Below are 14,482 nucleotides of genomic sequence, written 5' to 3'. Positions count from 1 at the left end.
GCACACTCGGTGAGCAGTCGGGAATAACTCAATTTAGGTTTAGGAATTACTCATCCAGGCGGGCATCGTTCTACGTCGTGGTGTCGCCACCAGCCATTCCGACGAATCCGGGTCGGCGGTGTCTAGTCGCATCCCCACCTCGTCAAGCAAGGCTTTGAGCTCGTCGGTCGTCACGTGATGGGCTTCGAACGATTGCGTCAGACTCTTCCCGTCGTAGTCCAGGGTGAACTCTCCAACGACAGTCCCGTGCTGATTGCTGAGAATTGTCATCGTCTGCAGCATCGGACCATCGGACCGTTGGTAGCTGCCCGGTGGTCGCTGCGCGAACCACTCTAATGGTCGCCACTGGATGATCGCCTTGCCGTCAGGCTTGAGGTGGTGGGCGATGGTCGCCAGGAGGCGCCTGCGGAATTCGACACCCGGATAGTTGATCAAGCTGCTGGCCAGCAGGACGGCATCGAATTTCTCGGCAAGCCGCAGGTCCTCGATGCGGGCTTGGACCGTTCGCCCAGGGCGGACATGGGCAAGCATGTCGGCGGAGTCGTCCACCGCGGTGAGTTGATGGCCGAGTTCGGACAGCGGATTAGCAATTCGGCCGACACCGGATCCCAGGTCCAACACCGAGCTTGCCGGGTCGAGCATTGCGGCAATGGTCTGCACCTCGGCGTCCCCCGACACCCGGCGGTAGATCTCGACCACGCTGCCGTCGGAGGTTATTGGGCCGCCGGAACCCGGTTCGCCGCTACTGGGCATTGCGATGTACCTGCTGTCTTGTCGTGCGCCGCCGGGGCCAGCGGGAATTATCCGGACCTGCCGCTCAAACTCCCGCTGGCCGTGTTGACTAGTGGATCCAACCGATGGTCATCGTCAGTCGACGATGTCGTCGACGACGAACGAGATCAACGCGTAGGTCGTCTCATCGGTATTGAACAGGAACTCGTGAGACACGATCAATCTCCTTTCTTAGTTCGATGAACCGCATTTATGCAACATCTCCGATTATCGTTACAGATTGTGGCGATGTGTATCCCATTACTGGGCAGAAACGTGTCCCCCAGATAGGGGACACGGCTCGTGCCGTCGCTTGATTCTTATCCCAGCGTGACGGGAAGCTCGGCGTATCGATTGAGCAGCGGTATCGGTTCGAGACGCAGCTCCTCCGGGGCGACAGCCAGGGTGAGGCCAGGAAACCGGGTGATCAAGCCGGCGATCGCGATGCGGGCTTCCAACCGCGCCAGGTGTGAGCCCAGGCAGAAGTGACTGCCTCGGCTGAAGGCCAGGTGGTTGTTGGGCTTGCGGGTGATATCGAAGCGGTCGGGATCGTCGAACTCGGCGGGGTCGCGGTTGGCAGATGTCAGCAGCGGCACCACCATCGCTCCGCGCGGAATGGTGACGCCCTGCAAAACGATGTCCTCGGCGGCAAATGTGGTCGCCTCGGTGCTGCCGACGGTGCCGGTATACCGCAGGACCTCTTCGACGGCGCTGCCGATGAGCTCGGGCCGTCGCTGTAGCAGGCTTAGCTGTTCGGGGTGGGTGAGCAGGGCGGCTATTCCGTTGGTGATCACGTTCGGGGTGGTTTGGTAGTCGCCGGTGATGAGCAGGAAAGCCATCGCGATGATCTCGTCGTCTGATAGCCGGTCGCCGTTCTCGCTGGCCTCAATCATCCAGGTGATGATGTCTTGCCCCGGGTCGCCGCGGCGCTGTTCGACCAGGTTCCGCAGATAGTCGACGAACTCGTCCATCCGCTGCGCCGCGCCCTCGTTGCCACCGGCCAACATCATCTCGAATAACGAGTCGATGTACCCGTAGCAGGCGGACCGATCCTGAGCGGCTATGCCGACCATCTCGCTGATCACCGTGGTCGGGATCGGCAACGCATAGTCGCGTTGTAGGTCGATCCGCTGCCCTGCCTTGAACCCGTCGAGCACAACACGGGTGACGGTCTGTACCCGATCGCCAAGGCGCGCGATCGCGCGTGGGGTGAACGGCCGGCTGACCAGCTTGCGCAGCCGCAGGTGCGCGGGATCGTCCTGATACACCATGGTGCCGGTGGTGAGCATGCGGATGGCTTCGGGCAGCGGTAGGTGTTGGGCGCCCTCCACGATGCGCCGGATCCGCGGGTCGGTGACCACGTCGACGCAGTCCTGGTAGCGGGAGATGAAGTAGACGTCCCGGTCAGGTGGCCGCAGGGCCAGCCGCCCCCGGTAGACCGGAGCATTGCGGCGCATCCAGTCGTAGTAGCGGTGCTGGTCGGCGTTGAACTCCGCGGTCCCGACGGTGATCGGGTGTCTCATCAGCCGAGCTCTATCCCAGATCGGTGGCGGTGAAGGTGTCGCATTTGTTGGGGTCGCCGGTCTGATAGCCGATGGTGAACCACTTCTGCCGCTGCGCCGAGGAGCCGTGTGTCCACGTCTCGGGGTTGGTGCGTCCGTTCACCTGCTGCTGGATGCGGTCGTCGCCAACCGACGCCGCGGCCGAGAGGGCGTCTTGAATGTCCTTGTCGCTCAACGGTTGTAGGTACGGAACACCGGTGCTCTGCTGTTTGACGGTGGACGCGTAATACGCCCAGACGCCCGCGTAGCAGTCGGCCTGCAACTCGGTGCGTACCCCGTTGCCGCCGGCGCCCTGGGCGCCTTGCTGGGCGCGGCCGAGCACCCCCAGCAGGTTTTGGACGTGATGGCCGTATTCGTGAGCCACCACATATTCTTCGGCGAATGGCCCACCGCTGGAACCGAATTGGGTGACCAGCACCTGGAAGAAGTCGGTGTCGAAGTACGCGGTCTTGTCCACCGGACAGTAGAACGGTCCGACGTCGCTGCTGGCCGGTCCGCAACCGGTGCTGACCTGACCGCTGAACAGCCGCAGATGCGGGCGGATGTAGCGGTTGGGCATCAGCTGCTTCCATACCGCGTCCAGGGAGTTGCCGGTGGCCACCACCCGGCACTGCACGTACTTGTTGGCGTCGGCGCCGGTCTTGCACCGGCTCAGGTCGAAGCCGGGTGCCACGGCCTCGCGGTTGTCGACGGGTTGCTGGCTCATGATGCCGCCCGGGTCGACTCCCAGGAACAGGGCGACCACCACGATCAGCAGCCCGCCGATGCCGCCGCCGATGGCGATCCGGCCGCCGCCCCCGCCCGACGACGACGCGGTGCTGGTGTCGATCTGCATACCCTCGTTGAAGGTCATCGCACGCTCCCCAATCCCGACCGCCTACCGGGTCGAACCAGCCTAACCCTGCGTCCCGGTGGCGAACCGAGCGTCGGTGTACCTCCGCAGATTGGCAAGAAACCGGCGCAGCGCCAGGTTCAGCAGCGGCCGGAACAAGAACATGCCCAGGACCGCCGGGCCGGAGGGCTTTTGCGCCATGGTCCAGGTGAGCCGGCAGCCACCGGGGATGACCTCGACCCGGTAATCCTCGGCGAACGCGGCGACCGCTTGGTTCGAGCATTCGTTGAACCGAAATACCATGCGGCGCCCCGGTTCCCAGACCAGAAATTCCTCGTTGACTTCCATGCCCCCGTGCATGTCGACGGTGCGGGTGGTGCCGACGTGATAGGGCTGCGGACTGGTCCAGGTCACCTTCTTGATCGCCGACGCCCAGCGCGGCCAGGCGTCCGCGTCGGCGAGCACCTCGAACAGTTGTTCCGGAGTGATGCCCAGGTCGACGCTGTTGCGGAAAAGGTAGGGCGCCTCACCGGAATCCGGGTCGAGAAAGGTCAACTCGACGCGCTCGCAGGGAAACACGGGTTAGACATTAGCCCGGGCCGTCGCTGGCCGCGGCCAACAGCGGCACCACGACATCGCTGATCGGGGTCGCCAGGCCGTGCGCCCGGGCCTTGCGGATGATGACGCCATTGCGCAGGTCCCACTCCAGACGCCGGTGCGCTTCGCGGTCGGTCAGGATCGAGGTGCCCATGTCTTCGGGCGCCGACCGGAAAAGATTCACCATCTCCTCGACCGCGTCTTCGCCGAGCCGGGCACCCTCGGCGCGCGCGACCGCCAGGCATTCGGCGACATAGCGGCGCGACAACGCGGCGACGTCGTCGCGGCGGAACATTCCGGACCGCCGCCCGGACAGCGCCATCAATCCGGCCAGCGCGTTGAGCACCAGCTTGCGCCACAGCACGGTGGTGAAATCGGGGTCGCAGTCCACCCGGGCGCCCGCACCACGCAGCAGTTCGGCCACGGCTTCCGCCGTCGTCCCGGTCGGCAGCACCAACGCGGCCTCGCCGCGCAATCGCACCCAGCCTTCCGGTTGGGTCTCGGCGGAAAACCACACGCTGCCGGGCACGACGGTCGACGACGGGCAGTGCGGCTGCACCTGCTCGACCTGTTCCACCCCGTTTTGCAGGACGGCCACCGCAGTGCGCTGGTCGCAGAGGCGGGCCAGCCAGCCGTGGGCGTCCTCGTTCTGGGTGGCTTTGACCGCCAGGATCACCACCTCGACCGGGCCGGCGACGTCGTCGGGATCGGTGTGTACCGGGCCGGGCACCACGATGGGATCCGCGCCGTCGGGCCGCAGTTCGATGCTGTCCCGAGGGGTGTGGCCGCACAACAGCACCCGGTGGCCGGCCGCATGCAGCAGCGCGGCGACCGTCGTACCGACGGCGCCGGGACCGACCACAGCGATGTTGGATGCGATGGGCCAAAAGTACCGGGTTCGTCGGGCCACGGCGGCGGCCATTTAGACTGGGCAGTCATTCCGACCGCGTGAAAGGGAGTCTTGTGCTGCGCAGCCACGGCGCTGGTTCACTACGGGATCGCGACGCCGGGCAGCAGGTGACGTTGGCCGGCTGGGTGGCTCGCCGCCGCGACCACGGCGGGGTCATCTTCATCGATCTGCGCGACGCCTCCGGCGTGGCCCAGGTCGTCTTCCGCGACCCCCAGGACACTCAGGTGCTGGCTCAAGCGCACCGCCTGCGGGCCGAGTTCTGCGTCGCGGTCTCCGGTGTCGTCGAAATCCGTCCGGAAGGCAACGCCAACCCCGAGATCGCCACCGGCGACGTCGAAGTCAACGCGAACTCACTGACGGTGCTCGGCGAATGCGCGCCGCTGCCGTTCCAGCTCGACGAGCCCGCGGGGGAGGAGCTGCGGTTGAAATACCGCTACCTCGACCTGCGCCGCGACGGCCCGGCGTCGGCAATGCGGTTGCGCTCCAAGGTCAATGCCGCAGCCCGCGACGTGCTGGCGCGGCATGATTTCGTCGAGATCGAAACCCCGACGATCACCCGCTCCACCCCGGAAGGGGCGCGTGACTTCCTGGTGCCGGCCCGGTTGCACCCCGGCTCGTTCTACGCATTGCCGCAGAGCCCGCAGCTGTTCAAGCAGCTGCTGATGGTGGCCGGGATGGAGCGCTACTACCAGATCGCTCGCTGCTACCGGGACGAGGATTTCCGCGCCGACCGCCAGCCCGAGTTCACCCAGCTCGACATGGAGCTGAGTTTTGTTGACGCCGAGGACGTCATCGCGATCTCCGAGGAGATCCTGACCGCGCTGTGGGAGTTGATCGGCTACCGGATCCCGACGCCGATCCCACGGATCAGTTACGCCGAGGCCATGCGCCGCTTCGGCACCGACAAACCCGACCTGCGGTTCGGTGTCGAGCTTGTCGAGTGCACGGAGTTCTTCAAAGACACCACATTTCGCGTTTTCCAGGCGCCGTACGTCGGCGCCGTGGTGATGCCCAGGGGAGCGTCGCAGCCGCGGCGAACGCTGGACGGCTGGCAGGAGTGGGCCAAACAGCGCGGGCACCGCGGGCTGGCCTACGTGCTGGTCGGCGAGGACGGCACGCTGGGTGGCCCGGTGGCCAAGAACCTGTCCGATAGTGAGCGCTCTCGCCTGGCCGGCCATGTCGGCGCCCAACCCGGCGACTGCATCTTCTTCTCGGCGGGACCGGCGAAGTCCTCGCGGGCCCTGCTGGGGGCGGCGCGCAGCGAGATCGCCCACCGGCTCGACCTCATCGACCCCGATGCCTGGGCGTTTGTCTGGGTGGTCGATCCGCCACTGTTCGAGCCCGCCGACGAGGCCACGGCCGCCGGTGACGTCGCGGTCGGCTCGGGGGCGTGGACGGCGGTGCACCACGCGTTCACCGCGCCCAAGCCCGAGTTCGAGGACCGCATCGACTCCGATCCGGGCAGCGTGCTGGCCGACGCCTACGACATCGTCTGCAACGGCCACGAGATCGGCGGCGGCTCGGTGCGTATCCACCGCCGCGACGTCCAGGAGCGGGTGTTCGCGGTGATGGGTCTGGACAAGGCGGAGGCGGAAGAGAAGTTCGGTTTCTTGTTGGAAGCCTTCATGTTTGGTGCCCCGCCACATGGCGGGATCGCGTTCGGTTGGGACCGGATCACGGCGTTGCTGACCGGGGCCGACTCGATCCGTGAGGTGATCGCGTTCCCCAAGACCGGCGCCGGCGTCGACCCGCTGACCAACGCGCCCGCCCCGATCACCGCCCAGCAGCGCAAGGAATCCGGAATAGACGCCAAGCCCAAGCAGGTTGACCGGGCATGACATCAGCGACTCCGGATGCCGAAGCCATGAAGGCGTTTAACAAGAGCATCGTCGACGAATTCCGGGCCAATGCCGGCAAGGTCGGCGGTCAGTTCGCCAACGCGGACCTGCTGCTGCTCACCACCACAGGCGCCAAGTCCAACCAGCCCCGGTTGACACCGGTGGCATACCTGCGCATTGACGGCATGATGATCATCGTCGGCTCCTACGCCGGCGCCGATATCAATCCGGCCTGGGTGCACAACCTGCGGGCTAACCCGCTAGCCCGCGTCGAAGTGGGTATCGATGTGTTCGACGTGACCGCTCGCGAGCTGCCGGCGGCGGAGCGCGACGAGATCTTCCCGAAAGTTGTTGCTGTGGCTCCGGGTTTCGCCGACTATCAGGCCAGGACCGGCCGGGTGATCCCGCTGTTTGAGCTGCAGCGGGTCTAGCTCGCCGAGCTTGTGGGCCGCGACCGGTAAGCAGGCATCATGAACTTTTCGATGCTGACCAGGGCGGCCGACGGCGGCAACGCGGCTGTGCAGCGGCTTCGCGCCGCATTCTGGCCGATCGCCCAGACATCGGTGGCCGCCGGTATTGCGTGGTTACTTACCCATGACGTGTTGCGTCACCCACAGCCGTTCTTCGCCCCGATCTCTGCGGTGGTGTGTATGTCGGCCACGAATGTGCTGCGGGGACTCCGTGCCGCACAGATGATCGTCGGGGTGGCGCTGGGGATTGTCCTGGGTGCCGGCGTGCACGCTGTCCTAGGTGCCGGACCAACCGCTATGGCGGTGACAGTATTCGTCGCGCTGTGCATCGCGGTGCTGAGCTCGTTCGGCTTCATTGCCCAAGGCCTGATGTTCGTCAACCAGACAGCTGTCTCGGCGGTGCTGGTCCTGGTGTTTGCCTCCGCCGGCGGTGTGGTGAGCGAACGCCTCTTCGATGCGCTCATCGGTGGTGGTCTGGCGCTGGTGTTTTCCATTTTGCTGTTCCCGGCCAACCCGGTAGCAATGGTGCGTACGTCACGTGCCGCCGTCTTGGCCGCCGTGCACGACACCGTCTGCCAGGTGGCTGATGTGTTGAACGATCCCGCTAATGTTCCTTCCGATTGGCCCAGGACAGCCGTCGATCGGATGCACCAGGAGCTGGATGGGCTCAACCAGGTCCGTGCCACTGCCCACACGGTGACGCGGATAGCGCCGCGCCGATGGCCGATGCGGGACACCATCGGCGATGTCGATCAACAGGCGGCGCGATTGGGCCTGCTGGTCAGTTCGGCGATGTATCTGGCCCGGACCGTTACCGAGCGCTACGCCAAGGCCGAACGTGCACGGCCACTGCTCGCCGTGCTCGCCGACCTAGCCGCGGCAACCAGGTTGGCCGATGGGGATCCCGCAGCGGCGAACGAACACGTGACCGCCGCTCGTCGCGGTACGTCCGAGCTGCTGTCAGCTGCTCGCGACAGAAACGCGGTCGTGCTCGCCGATGTCGTCCACGTATGCGTGAACGACCTGCAACAGGTGATCGAACTTCCCATCAGCCTGCCGGGCGGCGCACGCTGACCGGCTCGGAATTGGCACCCGATGCAGGCATCCCTTGACCGACCAGCAGGTACCGGCTGCCCTGGCGCAGCCGGGCGTGTTGGCAAACGATTGCGCGTCCCCACTTGGCTTTCCGTGGCCTGTTGCCCAAGCCGTCGCCGGAACGCCGAAGCGGCTCTCGAAGACGCCATCAGGGCCCTGGCCCACCCTGGCCGCCGGGCGATGCTGGCGTTGGTATGGGATCAGGAGCGCCCTGCGTCGGCCCTGGCCGATGCCGCTGGTTTGTCCAAATCGGCTGCGAGCCAGCAGCTCAAACTGCTGCGCGATGCGAGACTGGTCGCGGTGCGGGTTGACGCGACGCGCCGACTGTATCGCGCCGACCTCGCCCGGGTGGCCGATATAGCTGCGATGCTGGACCAGTTCTGGTCGCGGCCGCTGGAGCGGCTGCGTGCTGCCGCCGAGTGCGCTCCGTCGTGAAACTCGCCGTCCAGCAGCTCGTGGTCGGGGCCAGCCCCGGGAAAATCTTTCCAATTATTCACTGAGCCAGCACAATTCGCTCGATGGATGGCCGATGGTGCAACCCTTGATCCGACCCCAGGCAGTATCGTCCGATGGCCGCAAGCCAGTTTCGCGGTGATGGTTCGACGGTCAGCGGCAGCCCGCCCACGATGTGGGCAACGTCGTTCCAGGTGGCACATCGTGATTGGGTTCCGGATAAGGTTCGGTTTGGTGCCGTACTCAATCCGTTGAGCGTCGAGAGGTTCAGGAGTCAGCTGTTGTCCCTGCCGTTTGATGGGCCTTCTGACGCGTGGTTCGACTCGCCGGCCGTCAAGCGTTATCGAGTCACGCACCGCACCGAATACCGCTACTCCGACGTGGTGACCAGCTCCTACGGCCGTGGGTTTCTCACCCCGCGCAGCTCGCCGCGCCAGCGCCGCGTCGCGCACCGGCTGACCATCGATCCCGCCCCGGCCGACAGCTCCACCAGCCGCGACACCTACGGCAACATCAGCTCCTATTTCCATGTCACCGAACCGCACCGGACCCTGACCATCACCGGCGACTCCATCGTCGACGTGGCCCCGCCGGCTTCCGGGCTCTACACCAGCGGTCCGGCGCTGCAGCCGTGGGAGGCCGCCCGGCCCGGTGCGCTGCGGGGTGGGCTGGCAGTCGACTTCGCGCTGGACTTGAACCCGCCGGAGATCACCGACGAGGTGCGAAAGTACGCCGCTCCCAGCTTCGTTCCCGGCCGCCCGCTGGTCGAGGTACTGCGCGAGCTGGCGACGCGGATCTATACCGACTTCACCTACCGCTCGGGGTCGACCACCGTCTCCACCAAAGTCGACCAGGTGCTGGCCGCCCGGGAAGGGGTATGCCAAGACTTTGCCAGGCTGGCGATCGCCTGCCTGCGGGCCAACGGGCTGGCAGCCTGCTACGTGTCTGGTTATCTGGCTACCGACCCGCCGCCGGGAAAGGATCGGATGATCGGTACTGACGCCACCCATGCCTGGGCCGCGGTGTGGACGCCCCAACAACCGGGTCAGCTCGAATGGCTGGGCCTCGATCCCACCAACGACCAACTGATCGACGAGCGTTACATCGTGGTGGGCCGTGGCCGTGATTACGCGGACGTGCCGCCATTGCGCGGCATCATCTACACCAACTCCGAGCACACCGTGATCGACGTCGGGGTCGACGTCGTGCCCTTCGGCGGTGATGCGCTCGATGCGTGACTTCCACTGTCCCAGCTGCGGCCAGCGCCTGACCTTCGAGAACTCCGTGTGCCTGTCCTGCGGCAGTGCGCTGGGTTTTTCTCTCGACCAGATGGCACTGCTGGTGATCGCCGAGCGCGGCGCGACCGGGCACACCGGGGCGGTGGCCGCAGACGCATATCAACTGTGCACGAATCTGCATCTGGCCCAATGCAATTGGCTTATTCCCGTCGACCACGAAGAGGGGCTGTGCGCGTCGTGCGCGCTGACCATCGAGCGGCCCAACGACAACGACACCGTGGGGCTGGCCGGGTTCGCCCGCGCGGAGGCCGCCAAGCGGCGGCTGCTGGCGGAGCTGCACGAGCTGAAGCTGCCGATCGTCGGACGCGATGAGGATCCGGACCACGGGCTGGCGTTTCGGCTGTTGTCCAGTGCGCACGAGCAGGTGATCACCGGACACGCCAACGGCGTCATCACACTGGACCTGGCCGAGGGCGACGACGTCCGCCGCGAACAGCTGCGGGTGGAGATGGGTGAACCGTACCGGACCCTGCTCGGCCACTTCCGCCACGAGATCGGGCACTACTACTTCTACCGGCTGATCGACCCGTCCAGCGGCCACCGGGCGCGCTTCACCGAGTTGTTCGGCGACCCGGACGCCGACTACTGGCAGGCGCTGGACCGGCACTACCGCGACGGCGCGCCGGCGGGTTGGCAGGACAGTTACGTGTCGCCGTACGCGGCCATGCACCCCGCCGAGGATTGGGCCGAGACGTTTGCCCACTACCTGCACATCCGCGATGCCCTGGACACCGCGGCCTGGTGCGGTTTTGCCCCGGCGTCGGCAACCTTCGACCGGCCGGCATTGGGCCCCAGCGCTTTTCCCGCCATCATCGACATGTGGCTGCCGTTGTCGTGGTCGCTGAACATGGTGAATCGGTCGATGGGCCGCGACGACCTGTACCCCTTCGTGCTGCCGGCGGCGGTTTTGGCGAAGATGCAGTTCATCCACGCCGTCATCGAGCAGGTGATGTCGGCCGGCCCGGGTTAGGCAGGCATCGTCCGCCGCTCCTCGGGCCCCCACAGCGGCTGCATGCCCTCGGGCAGCTTCAACTGTGTCGCGGTGATCACGTCGGCGACGTCGCGCAGCGCGGCATGTATCGCGGTCAGCAGGTCGGCCAGCTCCGTGCGGCGCCCGTCGACGACGCCCTCCAGCTCGGCCGGATCCGAGCGGCGCAGCCGGGTGTTGATCTCGTCGACCATCCGCTCGGGACGTGACGACCCCGACGAGCCGGGAAGGTCCTTGAGGTCGGCCCGCAGCCGCTCCAGCTGATACACCAGCGACCGCGGGTTCTGCGGGTCGAACAGCATCAGGTCGGTTACCGCTGCGACGCTGACCTTGCCCACGGTACGGCGCCGGTAGCTGACTGAGGACTCACAAGCCTCCAGCGTCGACTCGATGATGGTTTGTTCGGCGGCCGCGCCACGAACCGTGGTCAGCGTGTCCGCCAACAGTGCGGTCAGCCACAGGCCACGCTCGATCCGCTTGCCGATGTCCATCATGGTCCAGCCCGCGTCGCGCACCATCGACTCGGCGGCCACCCCGGACAGCGTCAACATCCCGGCCAAGGTCTGCGCCTGAGCCTCGGCGAGCAGGGCATCGGCCTCGGTGAGTGACTGCGGCGGGTCCGACCGCAACGCGATGGCGCGCTCGACGCCGGCCAGCACCATCCAGGTGTCGTTGGACAATTGGTCGCGCACCGCCCTGGCGCACAGCGCCAGCCCTTCCACCGACTGGACCAGCGATCCCGGCCGCTCCAGGTCCACGGTCATCGACCACAGCATCGAGGGGGCGACGGCGATCATCTCGGCGTGGTCGTGAGCGGCCCCGGTGTCGGTTCCGGTGATCTGACCGAGCGCGGCCATCAGCACCGGCACGCACTCGCTTTCCTCGGTGTGCTGTTGGTGGCGGAAAACGTGATAACGCTCGCGGGCCACGATCAGCAACCGCGCCATGTTCTCGGCGCGCTCGCCGTAACGTCCCATCCAGAACAGGTCCGACAGCACCCGCGGGGAGCTGACCGCGCGGGTGCCCGCACCGGTCTTGGCCGGCGGCATGAGCGCCGGCGGCAACGTGGTGACCGTCACCGCCTCGGCAATCGCCCGCTCCGTGGGACGTATCCAGACATCTTTAGCCGCAACAGATTTCAGCATGTATGCGGCCGCGCCGGGCGCCACAACGTAGCCCAGGCCGCCGATCATCGGCGCATAGCCGCCGCGTTGGGCGACCGTGAACAGCCGCATGCCCACCCCTGCCGAGGTCAGCACCCCGGCGTGGTCGGTGGGTGCCGAGGAGAACGTCGGCAACTCCTGGCCGGCCCACTGCCACGGCATCGCCTCGACACGAGCCGCCAGGTCGGCCAGCTGCCGAGACGAAAGTGCCGGCCCCACAAAGGTTTTCCTGTCGACGGTGGATCTGATCAGCAGCGACGACAGATTGGCCAACAGATGTGAGCGCTCACTGGCGATGCCGCCCCAGTAGACCGGAGCGGTCGGTAGCAGTGGTTCTTCACCCAGCAGGCGCCGGGCCAGCTCGGGCAGAAACCGCAGCAGGCCCGGGCTTTCCAGGATGCCGCTGCCCAGCGTGTTGACCACGGTCACCGTCCCGCGGTGCTGGGCCTCCACCAACCCGACCACACCAAGCCGGGAATCGGCGCGCAGATCCAGCGGGTCGGTGTAGTCCGCGTCGACGCGGCGCAACACCACGTCGACGCGTTTGAGGGTGCCCAGCGAGCGCATCCACAGCTTGCCGTCACGCACCACCAGGTCTGCGCTTTCCACCAGCGGGAAACCCAACTGCGTCGCCAGATACGCCTGATCGAAGGCGGTCTCGGAATAGATGCCCGGGCTGAGCACCACCACCACCGGGTCCTGGGCGACGTCGGGAGCCGCGTCGATCAACGCCAGCCGCAACGCCTGGGCAAACGGTGTCGTCGGGCGCGGCGCAATCCTTTCGTACAGGTCCGGGATCGCGTGGGCGATCACCCGCCGGTCGGCCAGCGCATAACCTGCGCCCGAGGGCGCCTGCGTCCAGTCGGCGTTGACCTGATAGCCGCCGTCGGGCATCCGGCTGAGGTCGCAGGCGTGCAGGAAAAGTTGGTGCCCCGGGACCGTGATCCCGTTGGCCGGGCGCACATAACCGGGATGGGCGAATACCAACTCGGCGGGCAACACCCCCTCGGTGAGCAGGCTGCGGGCCCCGTAGAGGTCCGCCAGCACGGCATTGAGCAGGCGGGACCGCTGCACCAGGCCGGCCTCCAGGACGGCCCAATCGGCGGCGGACACCACCAGCGGCAGGGTGTCCAGTCGCCACGGCCCGGGTTCTAAACCGTGGGCCCCGTGCTCGTCGCGGGACGGCTCGATCCCGGTGTAGGTGATGCCGTCGTGGTCGATCAGGCTGTGCACGACCGAGCGCAGCCGGTCCAGGCCCGCTCTACCGCGCTCGGTGACGGCGCCGGCCAACTCCGTCCAGGCCGGCCGCACGTTCCCGTGCGCGTCGACGAATTCGTCGTAGCCGGTTGCCGGACCCTCACGCAGCTCGAACAGCGTTTCCTGGGCTCGCGCTGTGCGATATCCATCCAACAGATGGTTGACGTCGGCCACTGCTCGACTCGTTCCCCACGTCACGTCGGCGGGCGCCATTACTGCCGCAACATCAGGGACTGCCCTCGCCTACACCGCGTTCGCTGCGCCGAACCCGCTGGTTCCGGCTGGGCTTATGGGTACTGCTGCCCCGGCGGCGGTCCCGGCGGAAACCCGCCCGGGGGCGCCGACTGCTCGACCGGCACCACCTGGCCACCGGTCAGCTTGCGGTAGGTGTAGACCTGGACCAGCGCCGCGATCGGAACGCCGACGACCATGCCCACGAAGCAGGCGAGTTCGCCGATCAGCACGGCCGCATACTGCACCAGCCAGGACAGCGCGCTGTTTCCGAGTTCTCCGCGAACGGTCGCGAAACTGCCCTTGATCGACTCGATAGGCGACAGGGATTTGTCGACGACGAACGCAATGGCGAATTGGGCGAAGAAAGCCAAGACCAACGGCCCGACAATGGTGCATGACACGATCATGGCCCCGATGGCCAGCAACAATGCGGTCAGCAGCACTGCGCCCACATTGCGGGGTTTGAAGAACGTTCCGATGCTCACCGGCTTGCCGTCGGCAATGTCGAGGCAGCCGGTGGTGAGTCCGGCGTGCATGTAGGCGGCCACGAAGAATACGGCGATGTAGCCGATGGTCGTGAGGATCCAGCCGATCGCGGAAAACTGTGCGGACGTGGTGTGGTAGCTGTAGTCGTACTCGACAACGGTGGTCGTCGTGGTTTCCGCGGTCGTGAAGGCGATCGCCAGCGGGATACCGATCACCGCGGCCATCGCCAGGCCGTAGATCACCAGCGGTACGACCAGCGCTGCGGCGTTCTTGGTGAACTTGTTCCACGCCCAACTGATCGCTTCGCCCACGTTGAAGCCCGACTTCAGCTGTCCCCCGAAACCTGGCTGAGGCGGGTAGCCCGGCGCAGGTGCTCCCGGCGGGCCGTATCCGGGAGGCGGGGGCGGAGCGCCGTAGCCGGGAGCCGAGTAGCCGCCCGGTGGCGGGCCGTAACCGGGTGGTGGGGGAGGCGGTGCGCCGTAACCGGGCGGGGGTGCGCCGTAACCGGGAGGCGGTGCGCCATAACCG

General features: G+C 66.6%; 13 protein-coding genes. 6 read left to right on the top strand and 7 right to left on the bottom strand.

Features of this window, described 5'->3' with window-relative positions; all coding sequences use genetic code 11:
* Positions 1-39: 39 nt before the first annotated feature.
* The 5 genes from AWC07_RS04800 to AWC07_RS04780 form a co-directional block, all read right to left on the bottom strand.
* Positions 40-753 (bottom strand): class I SAM-dependent methyltransferase, encoded by a 714-nt coding sequence (locus tag AWC07_RS04800; protein ID WP_036410050.1) that lies wholly within the window; start codon positions 751-753, stop codon positions 40-42.
* Positions 754-1,091: 338 nt separating this feature from the next.
* Entirely contained in the window at positions 1,092-2,294 is a 1,203-nt protein-coding gene (locus AWC07_RS04795) for a cytochrome P450 family protein (RefSeq protein ID WP_084293347.1), read from the bottom strand.
* Positions 2,295-2,304: 10 nt separating this feature from the next.
* Entirely contained in the window at positions 2,305-3,186 is an 882-nt protein-coding gene (gene ypfJ / locus AWC07_RS04790) for a KPN_02809 family neutral zinc metallopeptidase (RefSeq protein ID WP_036410048.1), read from the bottom strand.
* A gap of 42 nt (positions 3,187-3,228) precedes the next feature.
* Complete coding sequence (locus AWC07_RS04785; RefSeq protein WP_036410047.1) at positions 3,229-3,744, bottom strand: SRPBCC family protein; 516 nt, start codon at positions 3,742-3,744, stop codon at positions 3,229-3,231.
* A 10-nt stretch (positions 3,745-3,754) separates the two neighbouring features.
* Positions 3,755-4,684, bottom strand: coding sequence for an oxidoreductase (locus tag AWC07_RS04780; RefSeq protein ID WP_084293346.1), 930 nt, complete (start codon positions 4,682-4,684; stop codon positions 3,755-3,757).
* A 41-nt stretch (positions 4,685-4,725) separates the two neighbouring features.
* On the opposite strand from AWC07_RS04780, the gene aspS reads away from it, so the two are divergent.
* The 6 genes from aspS (at position 4,726) to AWC07_RS04750 (ending at position 10,796) form a co-directional block, all read left to right on the top strand.
* Positions 4,726-6,510, top strand: a complete 1,785-nt coding sequence (gene aspS / locus AWC07_RS04775) for an aspartate--tRNA ligase (protein ID WP_036410046.1) — start codon at positions 4,726-4,728, stop codon at positions 6,508-6,510.
* Positions 6,507-6,941, top strand: coding sequence for a nitroreductase family deazaflavin-dependent oxidoreductase (locus tag AWC07_RS04770; RefSeq protein ID WP_036410045.1), 435 nt, complete (start codon positions 6,507-6,509; stop codon positions 6,939-6,941). The genes aspS and AWC07_RS04770 overlap by 4 nt, the downstream gene beginning before the upstream one ends.
* Positions 6,942-6,980: 39 nt before the next feature.
* Positions 6,981-8,054, top strand: coding sequence for an FUSC family protein (locus AWC07_RS04765; protein WP_036410044.1), 1,074 nt, complete (start codon positions 6,981-6,983; stop codon positions 8,052-8,054).
* Between the two features lie 114 nt (positions 8,055-8,168).
* Positions 8,169-8,510 carry an ArsR/SmtB family transcription factor gene (locus AWC07_RS26580; RefSeq protein ID WP_051507804.1) on the top strand — a complete coding sequence of 114 codons (342 nt, stop codon included), beginning with the start codon at positions 8,169-8,171 and terminating at the stop codon, positions 8,508-8,510.
* Positions 8,511-8,644: 134 nt separating this feature from the next.
* The gene (locus AWC07_RS04755) at positions 8,645-9,766 is read left to right on the top strand and encodes a transglutaminase family protein (RefSeq protein WP_244187489.1); all 1,122 of its coding nucleotides are present in this window, start codon (positions 8,645-8,647) and stop codon (positions 9,764-9,766) included.
* Complete coding sequence (locus AWC07_RS04750; RefSeq protein ID WP_036410057.1) at positions 9,759-10,796, top strand: zinc-binding metallopeptidase family protein; 1,038 nt, start codon at positions 9,759-9,761, stop codon at positions 10,794-10,796. Before AWC07_RS04755 ends, AWC07_RS04750 begins: the two co-directional genes overlap by 8 nt.
* Here the strand turns inward: AWC07_RS04750 and AWC07_RS04745 are convergent.
* Together AWC07_RS04745 and AWC07_RS04740 are read right to left on the bottom strand one after the other, a co-directional pair.
* Positions 10,793-13,447, bottom strand: a complete 2,655-nt coding sequence (locus tag AWC07_RS04745) for a circularly permuted type 2 ATP-grasp protein (protein ID WP_085104976.1) — start codon at positions 13,445-13,447, stop codon at positions 10,793-10,795. The genes AWC07_RS04750 and AWC07_RS04745 overlap by 4 nt on opposite strands.
* Positions 13,448-13,521: 74 nt before the next feature.
* Positions 13,522-14,482: hypothetical protein (locus AWC07_RS04740; protein ID WP_139829540.1), on the bottom strand; the 961-nt coding region annotated here is incomplete at its 5' end.

Origin of the sequence: Mycobacterium gastri (assembly GCF_002102175.1) — a bacterium.
GTDB classification, from domain to species: domain Bacteria; phylum Actinomycetota; class Actinomycetes; order Mycobacteriales; family Mycobacteriaceae; genus Mycobacterium; species Mycobacterium gastri.
The sequence above is the reverse complement of the archived record's forward strand: the minus strand, read 5'-3'. Positions and strand labels throughout refer to the sequence as shown.

Coding starts and splice junctions, on each gene's coding strand:
- AWC07_RS04800 (WP_036410050.1), bottom strand. CDS start 753: ATGCCCAGTAGCGGCGAACCGGGTTCCGGCGGCCCAATAACCTCCGAC.
- AWC07_RS04780 (WP_084293346.1), bottom strand. CDS start 4,684: ATGGCCGCCGCCGTGGCCCGACGAACCCGGTACTTTTGGCCCATCGCA.
- ypfJ (WP_036410048.1), bottom strand. CDS start 3,186: ATGACCTTCAACGAGGGTATGCAGATCGACACCAGCACCGCGTCGTCG.
- AWC07_RS04765 (WP_036410044.1), top strand. CDS start 6,981: ATGAACTTTTCGATGCTGACCAGGGCGGCCGACGGCGGCAACGCGGCT.
- AWC07_RS04755 (WP_244187489.1), top strand. CDS start 8,645: ATGGCCGCAAGCCAGTTTCGCGGTGATGGTTCGACGGTCAGCGGCAGC.
- AWC07_RS04745 (WP_085104976.1), bottom strand. CDS start 13,447: ATGGCGCCCGCCGACGTGACGTGGGGAACGAGTCGAGCAGTGGCCGAC.
- AWC07_RS04750 (WP_036410057.1), top strand. CDS start 9,759: ATGCGTGACTTCCACTGTCCCAGCTGCGGCCAGCGCCTGACCTTCGAG.
- AWC07_RS04795 (WP_084293347.1), bottom strand. CDS start 2,294: ATGAGACACCCGATCACCGTCGGGACCGCGGAGTTCAACGCCGACCAG.
- AWC07_RS04770 (WP_036410045.1), top strand. CDS start 6,507: ATGACATCAGCGACTCCGGATGCCGAAGCCATGAAGGCGTTTAACAAG.